Source organism: Commensalibacter sp. M0133 (assembly GCF_016101485.1).
GTDB classification, from domain to species: domain Bacteria; phylum Pseudomonadota; class Alphaproteobacteria; order Acetobacterales; family Acetobacteraceae; genus Commensalibacter; species Commensalibacter melissae.
The window spans coordinates 17,848-33,454 of record NZ_JACFQI010000001.1; the positions used below are offsets into that span (position 1 = coordinate 17,848).

Annotated in this window: 11 protein-coding genes; 3 read left to right on the forward strand and 8 right to left on the reverse strand. The window is 36.3% G+C overall.

Annotated features, from left to right (window positions below):
- The first annotated feature begins 131 nt into the window (after positions 1 to 131).
- Both H3T46_RS00095 and H3T46_RS00100 read left to right on the forward strand, forming a co-directional pair.
- Positions 132 to 1,526, forward strand: coding sequence for an OprO/OprP family phosphate-selective porin (locus tag H3T46_RS00095; protein ID WP_198197066.1), 1,395 nt, complete (start codon positions 132 to 134; stop codon positions 1,524 to 1,526).
- 180 nt (positions 1,527 to 1,706) lie between these two features.
- Positions 1,707 to 3,209, forward strand: a complete 1,503-nt coding sequence (locus H3T46_RS00100) for an OprO/OprP family phosphate-selective porin (protein WP_198197067.1) — start codon at positions 1,707 to 1,709, stop codon at positions 3,207 to 3,209.
- 4 nt (positions 3,210 to 3,213) lie between these two features.
- On the opposite strand, the gene H3T46_RS00105 is transcribed toward H3T46_RS00100, so the two are convergent.
- The 3 genes from H3T46_RS00105 to H3T46_RS00115 all read right to left on the reverse strand — a co-directional run bounded on the left by H3T46_RS00105 (position 3,214) and on the right by H3T46_RS00115 (position 8,939).
- Entirely contained in the window at positions 3,214 to 7,788 is a 4,575-nt protein-coding gene (locus tag H3T46_RS00105) for an AAA family ATPase (RefSeq protein ID WP_198197068.1), read from the reverse strand.
- Between the two features lie 21 nt (positions 7,789 to 7,809).
- Entirely contained in the window at positions 7,810 to 8,442 is a 633-nt protein-coding gene (locus H3T46_RS00110) for a thioredoxin domain-containing protein (RefSeq protein ID WP_198197069.1), read from the reverse strand.
- 152 nt (positions 8,443 to 8,594) lie between these two features.
- The gene (locus H3T46_RS00115; protein ID WP_198197070.1) at positions 8,595 to 8,939 is read right to left on the reverse strand and encodes a DMT family protein; all 345 of its coding nucleotides are present in this window, start codon (positions 8,937 to 8,939) and stop codon (positions 8,595 to 8,597) included.
- A gap of 260 nt (positions 8,940 to 9,199) precedes the next feature.
- Here H3T46_RS00115 and H3T46_RS00120 point away from each other — a divergent pair, with 260 nt between their 5' ends.
- Positions 9,200 to 10,159, forward strand: coding sequence for a carbohydrate kinase (locus H3T46_RS00120; protein ID WP_155566588.1), 960 nt, complete (start codon positions 9,200 to 9,202; stop codon positions 10,157 to 10,159).
- 30 nt (positions 10,160 to 10,189) lie between these two features.
- On the opposite strand, the gene H3T46_RS00125 is transcribed toward H3T46_RS00120, so the two are convergent.
- The 5 genes from H3T46_RS00125 to H3T46_RS00145 all read right to left on the reverse strand — a co-directional run bounded on the left by H3T46_RS00125 (position 10,190) and on the right by H3T46_RS00145 (position 15,222).
- Positions 10,190 to 11,173: a hemolysin family protein gene (locus H3T46_RS00125; protein WP_198197071.1), complete on the reverse strand. Its 984-nt coding sequence runs from the start codon at positions 11,171 to 11,173 to the stop codon at positions 10,190 to 10,192.
- Positions 11,174 to 11,175: 2 nt separating this feature from the next.
- A complete protein-coding gene (gene ybeY / locus H3T46_RS00130; RefSeq protein WP_198197072.1) occupies positions 11,176 to 11,673 on the reverse strand; it encodes an rRNA maturation RNase YbeY in 498 nt (165 codons plus the stop codon).
- Positions 11,674 to 11,687: 14 nt separating this feature from the next.
- Positions 11,688 to 12,659, reverse strand: a complete 972-nt coding sequence (locus H3T46_RS00135; protein WP_198197621.1) for a PhoH family protein — start codon at positions 12,657 to 12,659, stop codon at positions 11,688 to 11,690.
- Between the two features lie 126 nt (positions 12,660 to 12,785).
- Complete coding sequence (gene miaB, locus H3T46_RS00140) at positions 12,786 to 14,168, reverse strand: tRNA (N6-isopentenyl adenosine(37)-C2)-methylthiotransferase MiaB (RefSeq protein WP_198197073.1); 1,383 nt, start codon at positions 14,166 to 14,168, stop codon at positions 12,786 to 12,788.
- Between the two features lie 274 nt (positions 14,169 to 14,442).
- Positions 14,443 to 15,222, reverse strand: a complete 780-nt coding sequence (locus H3T46_RS00145; protein ID WP_198197074.1) for a 1-acyl-sn-glycerol-3-phosphate acyltransferase — start codon at positions 15,220 to 15,222, stop codon at positions 14,443 to 14,445.
- Positions 15,223 to 15,607: the final 385 nt, after the last annotated feature.

The following is a 15,607-nucleotide window of genomic DNA, read 5'->3' on the forward strand; positions in this document are numbered from 1 at the left end:
AATAAAAATATATTACAAAAATATTGTATACATAATCAATACTGGATACATTAATATTTGAAAAAAATAATTGAAAATTCTTTCAAAGATTAAACAGGTCTTTATTAAAGAAAATCCATGGAAATTGTAAAATGCGAAAATCTTATGAAACTTCTATGGCTTTTTCAAAATTCGGGATTTATTCAATATCATTATATTTTTTATTGAATTGGGTTTCAGCCGCGAAAGCCAATGATGATTCTTTATTCCAAACAAATCAGGTTACTTATTTGGATCCATATAAAAATATAATTTATGACATGGGTGATTTTAAAATCAGCTTTCCCAAAGGTAGATTTTTATTAAAATCAATGAATAATCATTTCAGTCTATCAATTGGAACGTCCATTCAATATGATATTGGTGGTTTCATAGGATCCGATAAAAAACATAATCAACCCGATATGGGTGGGTCACAGGCTGTATTGAGGCGTGCAAGATTTATCATAACAATTGCCTATGATAACTTTAAAATTATTGTTGCTCCTGATGTTGGACGTGGTGCATTGGTTAATGATTCATTTCATGAGATTAATCTTAATTATATCGGGTTTCATCATACAGATTTATCCATTGGTTTGATACAACCATCAGTCACTTTGCTGGGATCTGAAACATCTGCAGGATTTACCCTGGTAGAACGCCCCATGATCATTGATCTTGTAAGAAATATAGCCGGTGCGAATGCCAGAATAGGATTTACAGCCTCTCATTGGGGAAAAAATTATTATATTGGCGCTTCAGTTACCGGACAGCGTTTTGGTAAATTTTATCAGGATTTTCAAAAGAATCAAAAAGGGGGAATTATTCGTGCTGTCATCCATCCAATAGGATCTCAAAATTATGATTTGCATATGGGAGTGAGTGGAACGGTCGCATTTCATGGAGATAATCGGAGATATTCCATGAATGCACTGCCAGAGGCCTTTATCTGGCCGGGGCGTCCCTATATTCGTACCGGAAAAATTAACGGGGTAAACAATGTTTGGGCAATAGGTCCTGAATTCGTCTTTAGATTCAACCGTTTTATTATTCAGTCAGAATATTACTCAATTGATTTGCAAAGAAATTCGGAAAATAATTCACGCCGATCAAATTTAAAGTTTGCTGGATGGTATGTCAGTACAAATTATGTCTTGTTCGGTCAACCAAGACAATATTATTCCGAACGTGCCTATTTTTCCGCACCAAAAAATGCGCTTTTTAATCCAGCGGTAGGGGATTGGGGAGCACTGGAATGGACAGCACGCTGGAGCACCATGAATTTAAACAGCCATCGATACGATTGGGATAACGGCAAACCAAAAAATATACATGGTGGAAAACAGCACGTTATCGCAACAGGTTTCAATTGGTATCCAGCTGATCAGATGCGATTTTCGCTTGAATATAATTATGTTTTTGCCACTCGTTCAAGAAATAATTATTACAATAGTGCTGGTCGTAAAAGTAATATTCTCATTTCTCGTATCGAATTTAATTTTTAGAAATTTAATTCTCCCAAGGGCTTGATTTTTAGAGGTAAGGCTTTAAGCTGTTTTTGAGAATATACAAATTTAAAAGGATTTGAATGATTATTCATTACTGAAATGAGACAAAATTTATAGACAGAACTGCTCTGTTTAATCTTTCTTCAGTTTAAAGCTGTTAATACAGTAGGATCCTTCATGGTTCAAAAAAATCGAATAAATAGTGTAGAGGCCTTATATAGGAATATAAGACCTATTTTGTCATGTTCATTTAATATTATTGTTTTAAAAGCTACTATTTCTTTTGCCTATGCTCAAACAGAACGTGTTTCTAATTTATTGATTTCTGCGTTGCCTAATTCCAGAAACAAACAATCCATTTACCTATGTTTGGATCATAAACAGGATTGTACAATGTGGAATGCTGACAAAATTCGAAACATTGATATTTATAGGGATATTTCTTATCAAATAGGTCATTTCAATTTGAATTTTCCCAAGGGACATCCAACTCTGGTATCCAGTGATCGTCGATTTAGTATCTCTCTTGGGGCAAGTTTACAGTTTGATATTGGTGGAATTATAGGTCCGGATAATAAACGCAATGGATCTAGAATGGATGGTTCACAGGCATTTTTGCGTAGGGGGCGATTTAATGTTGCTATCCGCTATGATGATTTCATCATTAATATAACACCGGATGCAGGGCGCCCAGCATTGGTTAATAATTCCATTTATGAGGCCTATTTAAAATATGTCGGATTTGAAAACACCATTATCGCTATCGGTCTGTTACAACCTCCCATAACTATGCTGGATACTGAAAGCTCAAATGGATTTATTTTGGTTGAACGTCCAATGATTGTTGATCTGGTTAGAAATTTAACAGGATCAGATGCCCGTCTTGCCTTGATGATGACTCACTGGAATAAACGGTATTATCTTAGCGCTTCAGTTACCGGACAAAGGTTGGGAGGAACCTATCAGGATTTTCAAAGAAATGAACTTGGCGGTATTGTAAGAGCGGCGGTAAGACCTTTAGCTATCAATCATTATGATATGCATTTGGGTTTATCAACAACTTTTGTGACACATGGTGATAGCCGAAAATATTCATTAAGTACGGGACAGGAGGGGCAAGTTTGGTTGGGCCGTCCTTATTTGCGAACAGGAACTATTCAGGGTGTTAATAATATATGGGCAATAGGACCTGAATTTGCGGTAAGATTGAATCGTTTTCTGATACAGTCTGAATATTACTCCATGTTTTTGCAACGGGTTGCGGAAAAGTCAGGCAATAGGCCCAATTTGCATTTTTCTGGCTGGTATATTAGCGTCAATTATGTCCTGTTTGGACAACCAAGATCCTATGATGAAAGTAAAGCTGTTTTCACTCCCCCTGTCGGGAGCTTTTTCAATCCTGTCGCGGGAGAATGGGGAGCTTTGGAATGGTCAATCCGATGGAGCAACATGGACCTTAATCATTATAAATATCGTATGAATGAAAACGGTCATTATCTTGGGGTTCAAGGAGGAAAACAAAATATATTTGCAACAGGGTTGAATTGGTATCCCTCGTCACATATGCGGATATCACTTGATTATAATCATGTAATGGCGACACGGTCTAGAAATAATTACTATAATTCAACTGGACGCACAAGTAATCTGATTATGTCCAGGGTACAATTTACATTTTGACAAACTAATAAAGTTCCAGTTGTTCATGTTGTTTATTTTGTTGAATTTTAACAGCATCTTCAAGATCGATTGAAATCAGTTGGCTTATGCCGCGTTCCTGCATCGTGACACCATAGAGGCGTTGCATGTGACTCATGGTAAGTTGATGATGGGTTACAACTAAAAAACGTGTCCCTGCCTGTGACATGTCAGACAACAATTTACAGAAACGTTCAACATTGGGATCATCTAGAGGGGCATCAACTTCATCAAGAATACAAATTGGAACAGGATTACATCGGCTGACAGCAAATACAAGTGATAAGGTTGTCAACGCTTGCTCACCACCAGAAAGTAAAGAGAGCGTTGAAAGATTTTTTCCTGGAGGTTGAGCATAAATTTCCAAACCGGATTGTAATGGATCTTCATGAGGTAAAAGCTTAAGATAAGCTTGTCCGCCATTAAACATACGGGTAAATAATTCCTGAAAATGATGATCCACTTCCTTAAAAATAGCGTTTAATTTGCTTCTTCCCTGTTTATTAAGTTTACAGATAGATTCACGTAACTGTTGGATTGCTGTGGTTAATTCATTGAATTCGTTTTCAAGATGGTTAAGTTCTGTCAGTTTTTCCTGATATTCGATGTCTGCCCGCAAATTGACAGCTCCAAGTGCTTCCCGCTGTGCCTTTAATGATGCAATTGAATTTTTTAATTTTTTTTCTGCCTGATCATCCAGATCATGATCATTTCTCTCGTTTGACAGGTTTTTGATTTCGTCGGTAATGTCGCTATCAAGTTGAGCAAATACAATCTCGGCTTGTTCTTTTTTGGTTTCGGCTTTTATAAGTTGTTCTTGAATTTTATTTTTTTCCAGCTTTATATTTTGTAAATTCTGTTCGGCATTTTTTTTTGCTTGATCATATTCTATATTTCTTTTTTGCAATTCTTGATAATCTGCAACAGATTGCCGTTCTGCATTTTTAAATTCATTAAGTTTGGATTTTAAGATCTCAGGTAGTTTATCTATATCTTTAAGTTGATTTTCAAGATTCAGTATTTTTTTAAGAATTTGCTCTTTTTCGTTTTGTCTTTCCCTGAAATGTTCTTGCCATTTGTCCAATTGCTGAGCAAGGGATTTTTTTTGAATGTCCAGATTATCTTTTTCTTGAAGAATTAAATGATAGTCAAGCCGTTTTTTTTCTTTTTCTGTTTCATTAATTCCATAGTCCTCTTTCAGTTTTTTTAATTTATTTTCCATTTCTTCACAATTAATGCGATGATTAAGATTATATTCCGCTCGATGAAAAAGAACGGAAATTTCTTTTAGATCGTTTTCAAGTTTCTGACATCGTGGAGTCAGGGCATCCAGCCGGCTTTGCTGCTGAATAGTAATTTCCTTAAGAGATTGATAAGAAAGTTGAGCCTGATTTAATTCAGTTTCCGTTTTTAGAAAAAATTCATTTTCATTATCTAACTTTTTGCTAAGCGTATTGATCGTATCTTCAATAACATGAACAGATTGAAATATTTCTTTAGGATTTTCTGCTTGATTCAGTTGCCTTTCCAAATTATTTAAATTTTTCCTGTTTCGATCAATCTCTATTTCAAGATGTGCAAGTTTTTCCTGTAGAGATTCAATCTGAATTTTGTTTTGTGCATTTTGGTTCAAGCGTTGTTGATATTGTTCCTTGACTAATGAATATTGATGTTCAAATCTATTACAATCCTCTTTTTTTTGCTGGACAATCTGTTCTTTTTCACGTTCTATACGTAAATATTGATAAATTTTCTCTTTATCTGGCAAGGGTATCTGGGTCTTTTTTTGTGCTTGTTCAAAATATAATTTTTTTGTTTTAAGCTCGTTTTGAGCCTGTTGGACAGCAGGTTCAATGGCGTTAAATTGCGTCTCAGCCATTCTGGCTTCATTTTGCAAAGCGTAAAAATCCTGAGTAATTATTTGTGCGCGTTTTTCAATATCCCTATATTCGCTTTTGATTTGCAATAATTTATTTTTAAATTTTATTTGTGTATTTTTTAATTGTTCATACAACTTTTCTATCTGTGGTGATTTTTGTAAATGACGTTTTAAATCCTCTTCGATATTTTGCAGAAGGTGTTTTTGAACCAATCGTTGGGCAGATTTGTTTTGAATGGCATGTGTTTGGTAATAACCATCCCAGCGCCAGATATCTCCTTGTTGAGTAGCCAGCATTTGTCCTGGTAAAAGATAGGGAAAAAGTTTATTCCCTTCTTCAACTGAATTTACAATTCCAATTTGCTGAAATGCTCTTTGTAAGGGCGGAGGCGGGGAAATAACATCAAACAGGGTTGGCAATGCACCTGTTAATGTTGTCTTGATATTACTTAGGGTAACCCAGCCCCGGGATGCATCAAGACCAGTTGGTGCATCAATAGTGTCATCAAAAATTGCAGCTATAGTTTTTATCCATTTCTGAGGTATTGATAAAGGATCAAGAACGGCTGGTAATTCAGTATTGATGTTTTCCTCTGATGTTTGTTTAAGGATTTGTGCCAATCCTTGCTGTCTTGCTTCTAAATTACGAATTTCACTTTCATGTTGTTGGACAATGGAGGACTGTTTTTCCAAAGCTTCTGTATTTTTCTTTAGATTACTTTCAATTTGTTCAATTAATTGATGCTGTTTTTTTAATTGTAAATTAATATTTTCATATTGTGTTTGTTGTTCCTGAAGATATTCAGGAGCAATTAGCTGTTTTGCCAGATATTCCTGTTGTTTGGTTAAAGTCTCGAATGAATTCTGTGCCTGTTGTAAGTTGGTATGAATTATGTCAAGATTCTTTTTGTTTTGATCATGGATCTGTAATGCTTGATTATAAGAATTTTCCTGTTCAAAGCGTTTTTTTATGGCTGCTTGATGATGCTCGAGTGCCAAATCAATTTCTTTTTTACTTTTTTCAAGAGTAATTTGTGTGTTGATCAACTTTTCCTGAAATTGCTGTTGTTCTTCTGTTGCTAAAGACTGACTTTGCAGTTGAGTGATCTGATTTATAACATTTTGATAATCATCATTTAATCGCTTTTCTTGTGATTTGATTTGTCTTATTGTCTGATTGAGATCATTATGATTTTTTTCTACCTGTTGAGAATGATAAGTTTGTTTTTCCTTTTCAAATTCCTTGGACTGAATGGTTTTCTGAAGAATTTTTCGGTTTGCTTCAATCTCCTCTAGTTTTTTTTCGAGAATATTTAGTTGCTCTCGTTTTTTTTGCAGTTTTTCAGCTGAAGGAAGTTTTTCAAGACAACTTTTTTGTTCGGATAAAAGCTGTTCATATTCGGATTGAAATTTGGTTTTTTCATCATTCACCTGATTAAAATATTGCGTTATCTCATGATTTTTATTTATAGATGCAGACAGTTTTTTTTCATCTTCATGGATTAAATCAAGCAGGATAGCACTTTTTTCTTCTAGGGTTTTAACCTCCTGTTCAATCTGGAGAATTTTTGTTGGATGATGGTCAAGTTTTTCATTAATTGTGTTGATTTTGATTAGAATATTTTCCTGATCGGATTGATTATTTTCAAGATGAGACTGTATGTCTATCAGTTGGGTTTTGTTTTCTCTCAGTCGGTCATTCAATTGTTTTATTTCTTGTATTTTCTGATTTAATTCATTTTCAAGTCTAGAAATCTGCTGACGCTGATGATCACAATGAACGTGTGCCTGAATTTCCTGTTGATGCAGGACAGAGGATTCTTTTTCCATAGCTTTCAGATTGTTGTGCAAATCCAGAATACAATTTTCTTTTTCCCTAATTCTACTTAGAATAATTGAAACTTGCGTTTTAAGATCAAGAAGCAGTTTTTGCGCCCGTTGGTAATAAAGTATCTGCAAATTGGTTTCTTTATCGCGTACAGTTGTAGATATCTCACGGTATCTAGTGGCTTGTACAGATTGTTCTTTAAGTGTTTGGGTTTGATTTGTCAGCTGCTCTTTCAGGTCATTTAATCTGTCTAGATTTTCTTCAGTTGCTTTTAATTTCAGCTCTGCCTCTCGTCGACGGTTATATAACCCAGATATCCCTGCAGCCTCTTCTAGAACCTGTCTTCTTTCCTCTGGTGAGGCGTAAATAAGTTGTGCTATGCGATTTTGACTTATAATTGCTGTTGAACGTGGACCTGATCCAAGATCAGCAAATAGTGTTTGAATGTCCCTGGCGCGTTGTATTTTTCCATTAAGGCGATATTGACTGCCTCCTTCCCGTTCAATTTGGCGGGAAATCTCAATTTGATTTTGGTTGTGAAAACAGTTTGGAATAACCTCATCAAACCCGTTTTCGGTTTGGTTTTTAATATTTTCAAGAGTTATTGCAACTTCGCCAATGTTAAAGGCTGCACGTCGTGCAGTTCCTGCAAATATGACATCATCCATTCCTGTACCCCGAAGGGAACGGGCGGAATTTTCCCCCATAACCCAGCGAATAGCCTCTACAATATTTGATTTACCACATCCATTGGGACCAACTATACCAGTTAATCCAGGTAAAATATCAAGTGAAGTCGTATTTGCGAAACTTTTAAAACCAGAAATTTTTAAATGGGTAAAATATATTGGCATATAAGTTTGTTGGTAATGAAATTATGAAGGTACAGGTCTTGTCAACGAATCATTAACTTCCTGATCAAATTTATCAAGCGTTAATTCACCAACAACCTTTTTACCGTTGAAGATAAAGGTTGGTGTACTGTCTATTTTGAAATGTTTTTCAGCGTAATTGCTTTCTTCCAATATTATTTTTTGAATTGCATCATCATGAGTTACCTGCTGAAAACGCTCTTTGGACATACCAGCCAAAATTGAATATTTTTGCAATTCTTGCAAGGGATCAGCATTTTCATTGAAAGCCCATTGATCAAGATTACTCAGGAGGGCTGTAATAAACGGTTTATATTGATCTACTGGTAGGGAGCGTGCCACAATCGCGGCTTTTAGAGCTATTTTATCCAGGGGAAAATCTTTAAAAATGTAGAAAACTTTTCCAGTATCAATATATTTTTTTTGTATTTGAGGAAGTATATCATGTGCAAAACGTCCACAATGCACACAGGTTAGCGAAAACCATTCTTCAACATGAACTTTTGCATTGGAATTCCCGAGTGTACGAGGAGTTGAAAAATTTTTAGGTATTTCCGCATGAGTCGGAATTTTGGTTGCCATAATAGTCAAAACAGGCAAAACTGAGGCTAGTAAAGAGCGTCGTGTTATGGACATGATATTATTTCCAGTAAAATAAGTTCAAGTATGAGAGAAATTACAATTTAGATAATATCCCAAAGGATTGGTAAAATTATTAATTATTTCTCATTTATAATTTTTATAACAAAGAAAAACCATACAGTGCTGGAAAGCAAGTTAAAAAACTTTCAACCACCACGAAATATAAAATATACAGCTCCCATAATGCATAAACCTGCCCATATATAATCAAGCTTAAAAGACTGATGCATGAAAAATATGCTGAAAGGGATAAATACGGAAAGAGTTATTGCTTCCTGCATAATCTTTAACTCACCAAGGGATAGTTTTGTAAACCCAATCCTGTTGGCAGGAACCTGGATAAGATATTCTCCAAGAGCGATGCCCCAGCTGATTAATGCAGCTATATACCAGGGTTTGCCGGATAATGTTTTCAAATGACCATACCATGCATAGGTCATGAATAAATTTGAGCAGACAAGCATCAATGCTGTAATAAGCCAAACAGGCATAGATTTTCCTTATGTTCATAGGTTTGTTGGTGATATCAATCTTGGAATGATTGAAATGAATAAGGTGTAAAGAGTAATCTTATTTCCAATATAATTTATTTAAAAATGAATTTTTAAATAAATTGGGATTGTTATTTGTGTCTCGATTTCTATTTTTTACAATATTAATACTGGTTTTTTAATTTGTATTCCCTAATATAATGTTAGTAACATCTTGGTGATTCATCAAAATATGCAGTATTTTCAAAAAGGAGATTTGGATGATTATTGTTTGTGGTGATGTTTTAATTGACTTCATTCCCGATAAAACAAAAGATGGTGCAGATTGCTATTGTCCAGCCCCGGGCGGATCTTGTGCAAATATATCTGTTGCAATAGGTCGTCTTGGTGGCGCTGTCGGATTTATGGGCGGAATTTCCACTGATTTTTGGGGTGAGAAATTGATGGAATTTCTCGAAACATCCAACGTTGATGTAAGATATGTTGCCAGGGGAAACCAACAAACAACCCTTGCCTTTGTTGAATTGGGCAATGAAGAACCCGCCTATGCCTTTTATGATGAAAATACTGTATCGAGATTATGGGTCCGTTCACAATCCCCCGGATTTTCCGACGATGTCAATTTGATCCACATTGGTTCTACTTCTCTGATTGAACCTCCTATTTCTGAATCTTGTGAGCAGATGTTCAGAATGGAAAAAGGAAAAAGAATTTTATCAATTGATCCAAATTGTCGACCCAGCAATACACATCATCCAGCTGTTTATAGAGCACGTATGGCACGTCTGACAGCCATGGCGGATATTATTAAATTATCCAAATCTGATCTGGAATTCTTATTGCCTGACACCAGAGTTGATGATGCTGCCAAACATTGGATCAATCAGGGTACCTCCATTGTTATCATTACACGTGGAAGCGAGGGTGTTCTTTGTTATCTGCCAGGTCATGAAGTCATTGAGATTCCACCTGATTATATTGATGATGTGGTAGATTCAATCGGGGCAGGGGATACCTTTATGGCGGCAACCCTGACCTATTTACAAAAAAATGGATTTTTGACACTTGACAAAATTAAGACTATCACGCCTGCTGAAATTACCAAAGCCTTAAAATATGCATCGGTTGCTGCGGCAATGATTTGTGAACGGCGTGGAGCCAATCCTCCTTGGGAACAAGAGGTTGATGAACGGATTAAAAGGAAAGCTATAAAATTATAGAGTGATATGAACCCTGTTTGATAACCAGGGTTATATATTGTTTGAATTGGTTTCTGATAGGGTGTCTGAATCGTTGGATGTGGGTAAAGACCAGTTTTGAGGGATATGCATTCGCAGACGACGTATATGTCGCGGGTCAGCCTCCAGAACCCTGAATATCAATCCAGATGGGTGAGTTAATACCTCTCCCTTGGTCGGAATATGTTCAGCCAGATGGAAAACAAGTCCACCCAACGTATCCATATCTGAATTTTTTTCTTCTTCGGTCAAGAATGTTCCAATTTTTTCCTCAAGATCTTCAAGATGTGCTCTTGCATCCACATCCAGCGTATTGTTTCCCCGTTCGATAATCATGTTGGCCTCAGGTTCATCATGTTCATCAGCAATATCGCCCACGATTGTTTCCACCAGATCTTCAATCGTTATCAATCCATCAATGCTGCCATGCTCATCAATTACCAGCCCCAAATGAATCCGGTGTACACGCATTTGTAGCAGGAGATCAAGAACTGGTATTTGAGGTGCGATAAAAAGAGGCTGTCGAATGACTTTACCAAAATCGAAATCTTCACTGTGTCCAATATAGGAAATAAGATCCTTAACGTGCAACATCCCCTGGATATTGTCTAATTCCTGATGATAGACAGGAACTCGGGAATGATTTTCATGCTGCATAATTTCCAGTGCCCGCTTGAAACTGATTGAATCATCAATGGCAAATATATCAGCCCTTGGTATCATTACATCATCAGCCGTTTTATCTTTCAATCTCAATATATTGGAGATCAGTAATCGCTCATGCGGATTGAATTCCTCCTTGTTGTCATCGGGAATTGTAGGTAAATGATTGTTTCTGTCATCTACAAGGTTGACAATTGATTGTCGCAAATTGTGCTGATGTCTTTGATGGAACCAACGTTTAAAAAAAGATCTGTAACGGTTTGGCTTTGTGTTTGATTGTGACTGTTCTGATGCGGTATTATTCGGCGCATTATTACCTGGCGCACGAAACATGGCTATATACTCCCAAAAGACGAGTTTTTCCAGGGATTCGGGATCCCGATTTTACCTAAAAAATAGGATTCCTTCATTTCCATGATTTTTGTTTCATTACATTTAAGGTGGTCATATCCCTCTAAATGCAATAAGCCGTGAAAAATAAGGTGTGTCAAATGATGGCGCATTGGTTTTCGAGCTCGACGGGATTCTTTTTGAATGGTTTCCAAGGCAAGAATAATGTCCCCTCCATAGGATTGGGGATCTGGATGCTCAAAAGTAAGAACATTTGTAGGTTTATTTTTATTCCTGAATTGGCAATTCAATTTTTGTATTGTCTGGTCATTGGCAAAACAAAGCGTGGTTTGTTCAGCAAAAGGTTGCAGGGTATAAATACGGTATATCAATTCCTTGAGATCAGGAATCAGTTTATACCACCTCTTGTCTTGTATAATTATTACTTCACTAAAAAGAAAATCAAGAATTTGATATCGATATTGCCGGAAGAGGAACGTCATCAGGAAATTTCTTTCTAGGATTTATTCTCGGAAGATATTTTTAATTTTGCTGACTGTTTGTCATAAGCCCTTACAATACGATTAACAAGAGGATGTCTGACAACATCTTCTGCCTTGAAACGAAGAATCTCAATACCAGAAACATCCTGTAATGTATCAACTGCATCCTTTAATCCTGATTTGATCATGGGTGGCAGATCAATTTGGCTAAGATCGCCGGTTATGACCATTCGTGAACCAGCCCCTAACCGTGTCAAAAACATTTTCATCTGAGCAGGAGTGGTATTTTGGGCTTCATCAAGTATGACATAGGCATGTTCAAGTGTTCTGCCTCGCATAAAGGCAAGAGGAGCCACTTCAATTTCCCCGCTGGTCAGTCTTTTGACAACTTGATCTCCTGGCATCATGGCATATAGAGCATCGTAAAGGGGACGAAGATATGGGTCAATTTTGTCTTTCATATCTCCAGGCAGAAACCCCAATCGCTCGCCAGCCTCTACAGCGGGACGAGATAGAATAATACGATCAATCTGACCAGATAAAAGCATGGAAACTGCCTGGGCTACAGCAAGAAATGTTTTTCCTGTTCCAGCGGGGCCAATTCCGAAAACCATTTCATTTCTTGCCAGCATTTTCAAATAGTTTGCCTGTCCCGTTGTGCGAGGTGAAATGGTACCTTTACGTACAGAAATTGTTGGAATTGATTCTGGTTGTTTGAGTTCCATGGATTCAGGAGGTTCATTTTGCTTTGATGGATAAAGAATGGATAAGAGTCCGTTATAGGCCATGCGTATGAAATTATTAACGATGGTAGAGTTAATTTCATTATGGGTATATATATGTTGATACAGATTGCTTACTACTGTTTTGGTAAGTTCAACCTGTTGGATATCCCCTTCAATGACCAGATAGTTTCCCCGACAACCCATGGTGACCTGAAGTTCGTTTTCAATCTGAACCAAATAACGGTCATGATCTCCCAACATTTGAGCCAGTAATAAATTGTCAGGAAATTGCAGGGTTGTTTTTAAAAAAGATTCGTTTTTTACTTCTTCTGATAAAAGAATGGGATAAATCTGTAGGGAAATTTTATTATTCAAAATGGTTCCTTTTTAAACTAATGTTCCTGAAAGCGAATTTGTCAAAGATTTATCAATTCTAACTTGACATTCCCGACCGATTAGCGATGTGTCACCCTGAATGTGAACCGCTTGCAAATAGGGGGATTTTCCCGTTATCTGACCTTGTTTTCGACCTTTACCAACAAAAAGGATGGGAATGGTACGTCCGACCGTATTCTGGTTAAATTGATCTTGCTGTTCTCTTAACAAAGCCTGTAAAACCTGAAGACGAGCATCTTTTTCTTCTTCCCTAACCTGATGCATGGAAATAGCGGCAGCCGTTCCGGGTCTGGGGGAATATTTAAAGGAAAAAGTTTGTGAAAACTGAACGTCACGGACAAGTTGCATGGTATCTTCAAAATCTTTCAGGTTTTCACCAGGATGACCGACAATAAAGTCTGAAGATAAAGCAATATCAGGACGTGCCTTGCGCAATTTATCAATAATCTTACGGTATTCATCAGCTGTATGCCCACGGTTCATGGCCTTGAGAATACGGTCTGATCCGGACTGAACCGGCAAATGCAGAAATGGCATTAATGCAGGTAAATCACGATGTGCGTTGATAAGGCTGTCATCCATATCCCTTGGATGGGAAGTCGTGTAACGAATACGGCTTAATTCTGGTAATGTTGAAAGTTTTTCTGCGAGACGAGCCAGATTCCAAATGTTTCCGTCAGGACCCTCTCCATGATAGGCATTAACGTTTTGACCCAGTAAAGTGATTTCCTTTACGCCAATACTGCAAAGATGAGTAGCTTCATCAAGAATTGCCTGAACTGGACGACTGACTTCGGAACCACGTGTATAGGGAACAACACAGAATGAACAAAATTTGTCACATCCCTCTTGAATTGTTAAGAAAGCACTGTAACCTGTATTTTCCTGAGGTATGGGCAAAAAATCAAATTTGCTTTCAACAGGAAAATCGGTTTCGATTATACTCCCCGATTGCCGAGCCACTTCCAAAATCATTTTTGGAAGACGGTGATAAGTTTGAGGACCTAACACGATATCAACATAGGGAGCCCTCTGAAGAATGATATTTCCCTCAGCCTGAGCTACACATCCAGCCACTGCTATAAGGGTGGGGTTACCCAGCTGATTACGATATTCCTTTATCTGTTTCAAACGTCCTAGTTCGGAAAAAACCTTTTCAGTGGCTTTATCGCGTATATGGCAAGTGTTAAGAATGAGAACATCCGCCTGTTCAGCTTTATCCGTTACTTTGTATCCTAATGGACGCAGCAAATCGACCATTCGGTTGCTGTCATAAACATTCATTTGACATCCCCATGTGATTATATGCAGATATCGCCGTGATGTTTCATTATCTAAATTTGCATTTGTCAAAGTAAAGTCTCGTTGAACCATATCAGGATTTGGCCTTGGTATTAGGATATTTTTGAATTACAATAAAATACACTTTTTATAAAAAGACAGGAATAGATACAAGCTATTTATCCATTAATATATGAAAATTAATATTCAAATTGAAGATAAGTAAAAGGTTTTTATTATTTAAATATGAATTAATATTTTGTATATCCAGAAATGTTGCAAGAAAAAATTGAATTAGTTCATTAACATTTATATAATTTAATATAGGTATGATAAATCGTAATTCATATTTTATCGGATAAAAATATTAAATTATTTTCTTTATTTCATCTTTAGAATGATTTGATCTTAATGCAACAGTACCCTTGGCAATAATATCCCAGGTTTCCTGCGCAAGATGTTTACGGGTCTTGAAATTTTCTGGATATAAAGGATCATGAAAAATAACGGATGCATGCATATCGGAATATTGACTGAGATTCCATAAATGTGGTGCCAATTCCATATCACCATACCAGCAGTAAATGGGTCGGGTGAACCTGTTGACAGGTAACATGTCCAAACGATCATATGTAATTGAAATTGGTTGAATAATGGGTATTTTATAAGTTATGGTGTTCTTACCATTGGGTTTTGCCAATGCAAAAAAAGAGGACATAAAAGGGTATAAATGCGATCCATCAGAAGAGGTGCCTTCTGGAAATAAGATTAGGCTATCATTGTTTCTTAATCTTGATTGTAGTTCAATTTGTTCTTTAGCTGTTGAGTGTCGTTGTCTGCTGACAAAGGAAACGCGGCCAAGTTTACATAAAATACTGATAAGAGGCCAGGTTCCGACTTCCTTTTTTGCAACAAAACATCCAGGCAATAATCCGCCTATAGTGACGATATCCAGCCATGAACAATGATTGGCAATGTATAAGATTGGACGATCCTGTCCTTTTTTTGAGTCCAGGGCAATAATCTTGCCGAAGGTATGAAGGCGTAGCCCCAGTAATTTTCCCACAATATACCAATAATACCCTGCAAAATTGGTTTTTAATTTTCCAGGGAGTTTGACAAAGATTGATTGTACTGGAATAGCCATTCCAGTCCATCCCAAAATGGTGAAGATTCTGAGTATTGCCCTAATTTTTTTCAAAAATTTAGGATTATAGGTATTAACTGCATTTTCATTATTGTCAAATAATGAATTGAAATCTATACGTGACCTATCTTTAATTTTTTTATTATTTGAATGAAAAATAATATTCTTAATTTTGGATAACATAAATAACAAAATTCATAATTTTAACAAAAAATAAAATACAGTTTTCTCAGTATTGTAATATAAAAGTAATAATCACGGACTTTATAATTGTTATCTGAAAATATGTGTAACGACAAGATTTATTCATAAAGAAAAATTTAAAATAATTTACCAAATTTTTGGCGTTTTTTTATTTTAATGTATTTTTCTTTTGAAGAGTTCC

Coding starts and splice junctions, on each gene's coding strand:
- H3T46_RS00115 (WP_198197070.1), bottom strand. CDS start 8,939: ATGCCTGTTTGGCTTATTACAGCATTGATGCTTGTCTGCTCAAATTTA.
- H3T46_RS00105 (WP_198197068.1), bottom strand. CDS start 7,788: ATGCCAATATATTTTACCCATTTAAAAATTTCTGGTTTTAAAAGTTTC.
- ybeY (WP_198197072.1), bottom strand. CDS start 11,673: ATGACGTTCCTCTTCCGGCAATATCGATATCAAATTCTTGATTTTCTT.
- H3T46_RS00095 (WP_198197066.1), top strand. CDS start 132: ATGCGAAAATCTTATGAAACTTCTATGGCTTTTTCAAAATTCGGGATT.
- H3T46_RS00110 (WP_198197069.1), bottom strand. CDS start 8,442: ATGTCCATAACACGACGCTCTTTACTAGCCTCAGTTTTGCCTGTTTTG.
- H3T46_RS00125 (WP_198197071.1), bottom strand. CDS start 11,173: ATGTTTCGTGCGCCAGGTAATAATGCGCCGAATAATACCGCATCAGAA.
- H3T46_RS00145 (WP_198197074.1), bottom strand. CDS start 15,222: ATGGCTATTCCAGTACAATCAATCTTTGTCAAACTCCCTGGAAAATTA.
- miaB (WP_198197073.1), bottom strand. CDS start 14,168: ATGGTTCAACGAGACTTTACTTTGACAAATGCAAATTTAGATAATGAA.
- H3T46_RS00100 (WP_198197067.1), top strand. CDS start 1,707: ATGGTTCAAAAAAATCGAATAAATAGTGTAGAGGCCTTATATAGGAAT.
- H3T46_RS00120 (WP_155566588.1), top strand. CDS start 9,200: ATGATTATTGTTTGTGGTGATGTTTTAATTGACTTCATTCCCGATAAA.
- H3T46_RS00135 (WP_198197621.1), bottom strand. CDS start 12,659: ATGTTGGGAGATCATGACCGTTATTTGGTTCAGATTGAAAACGAACTT.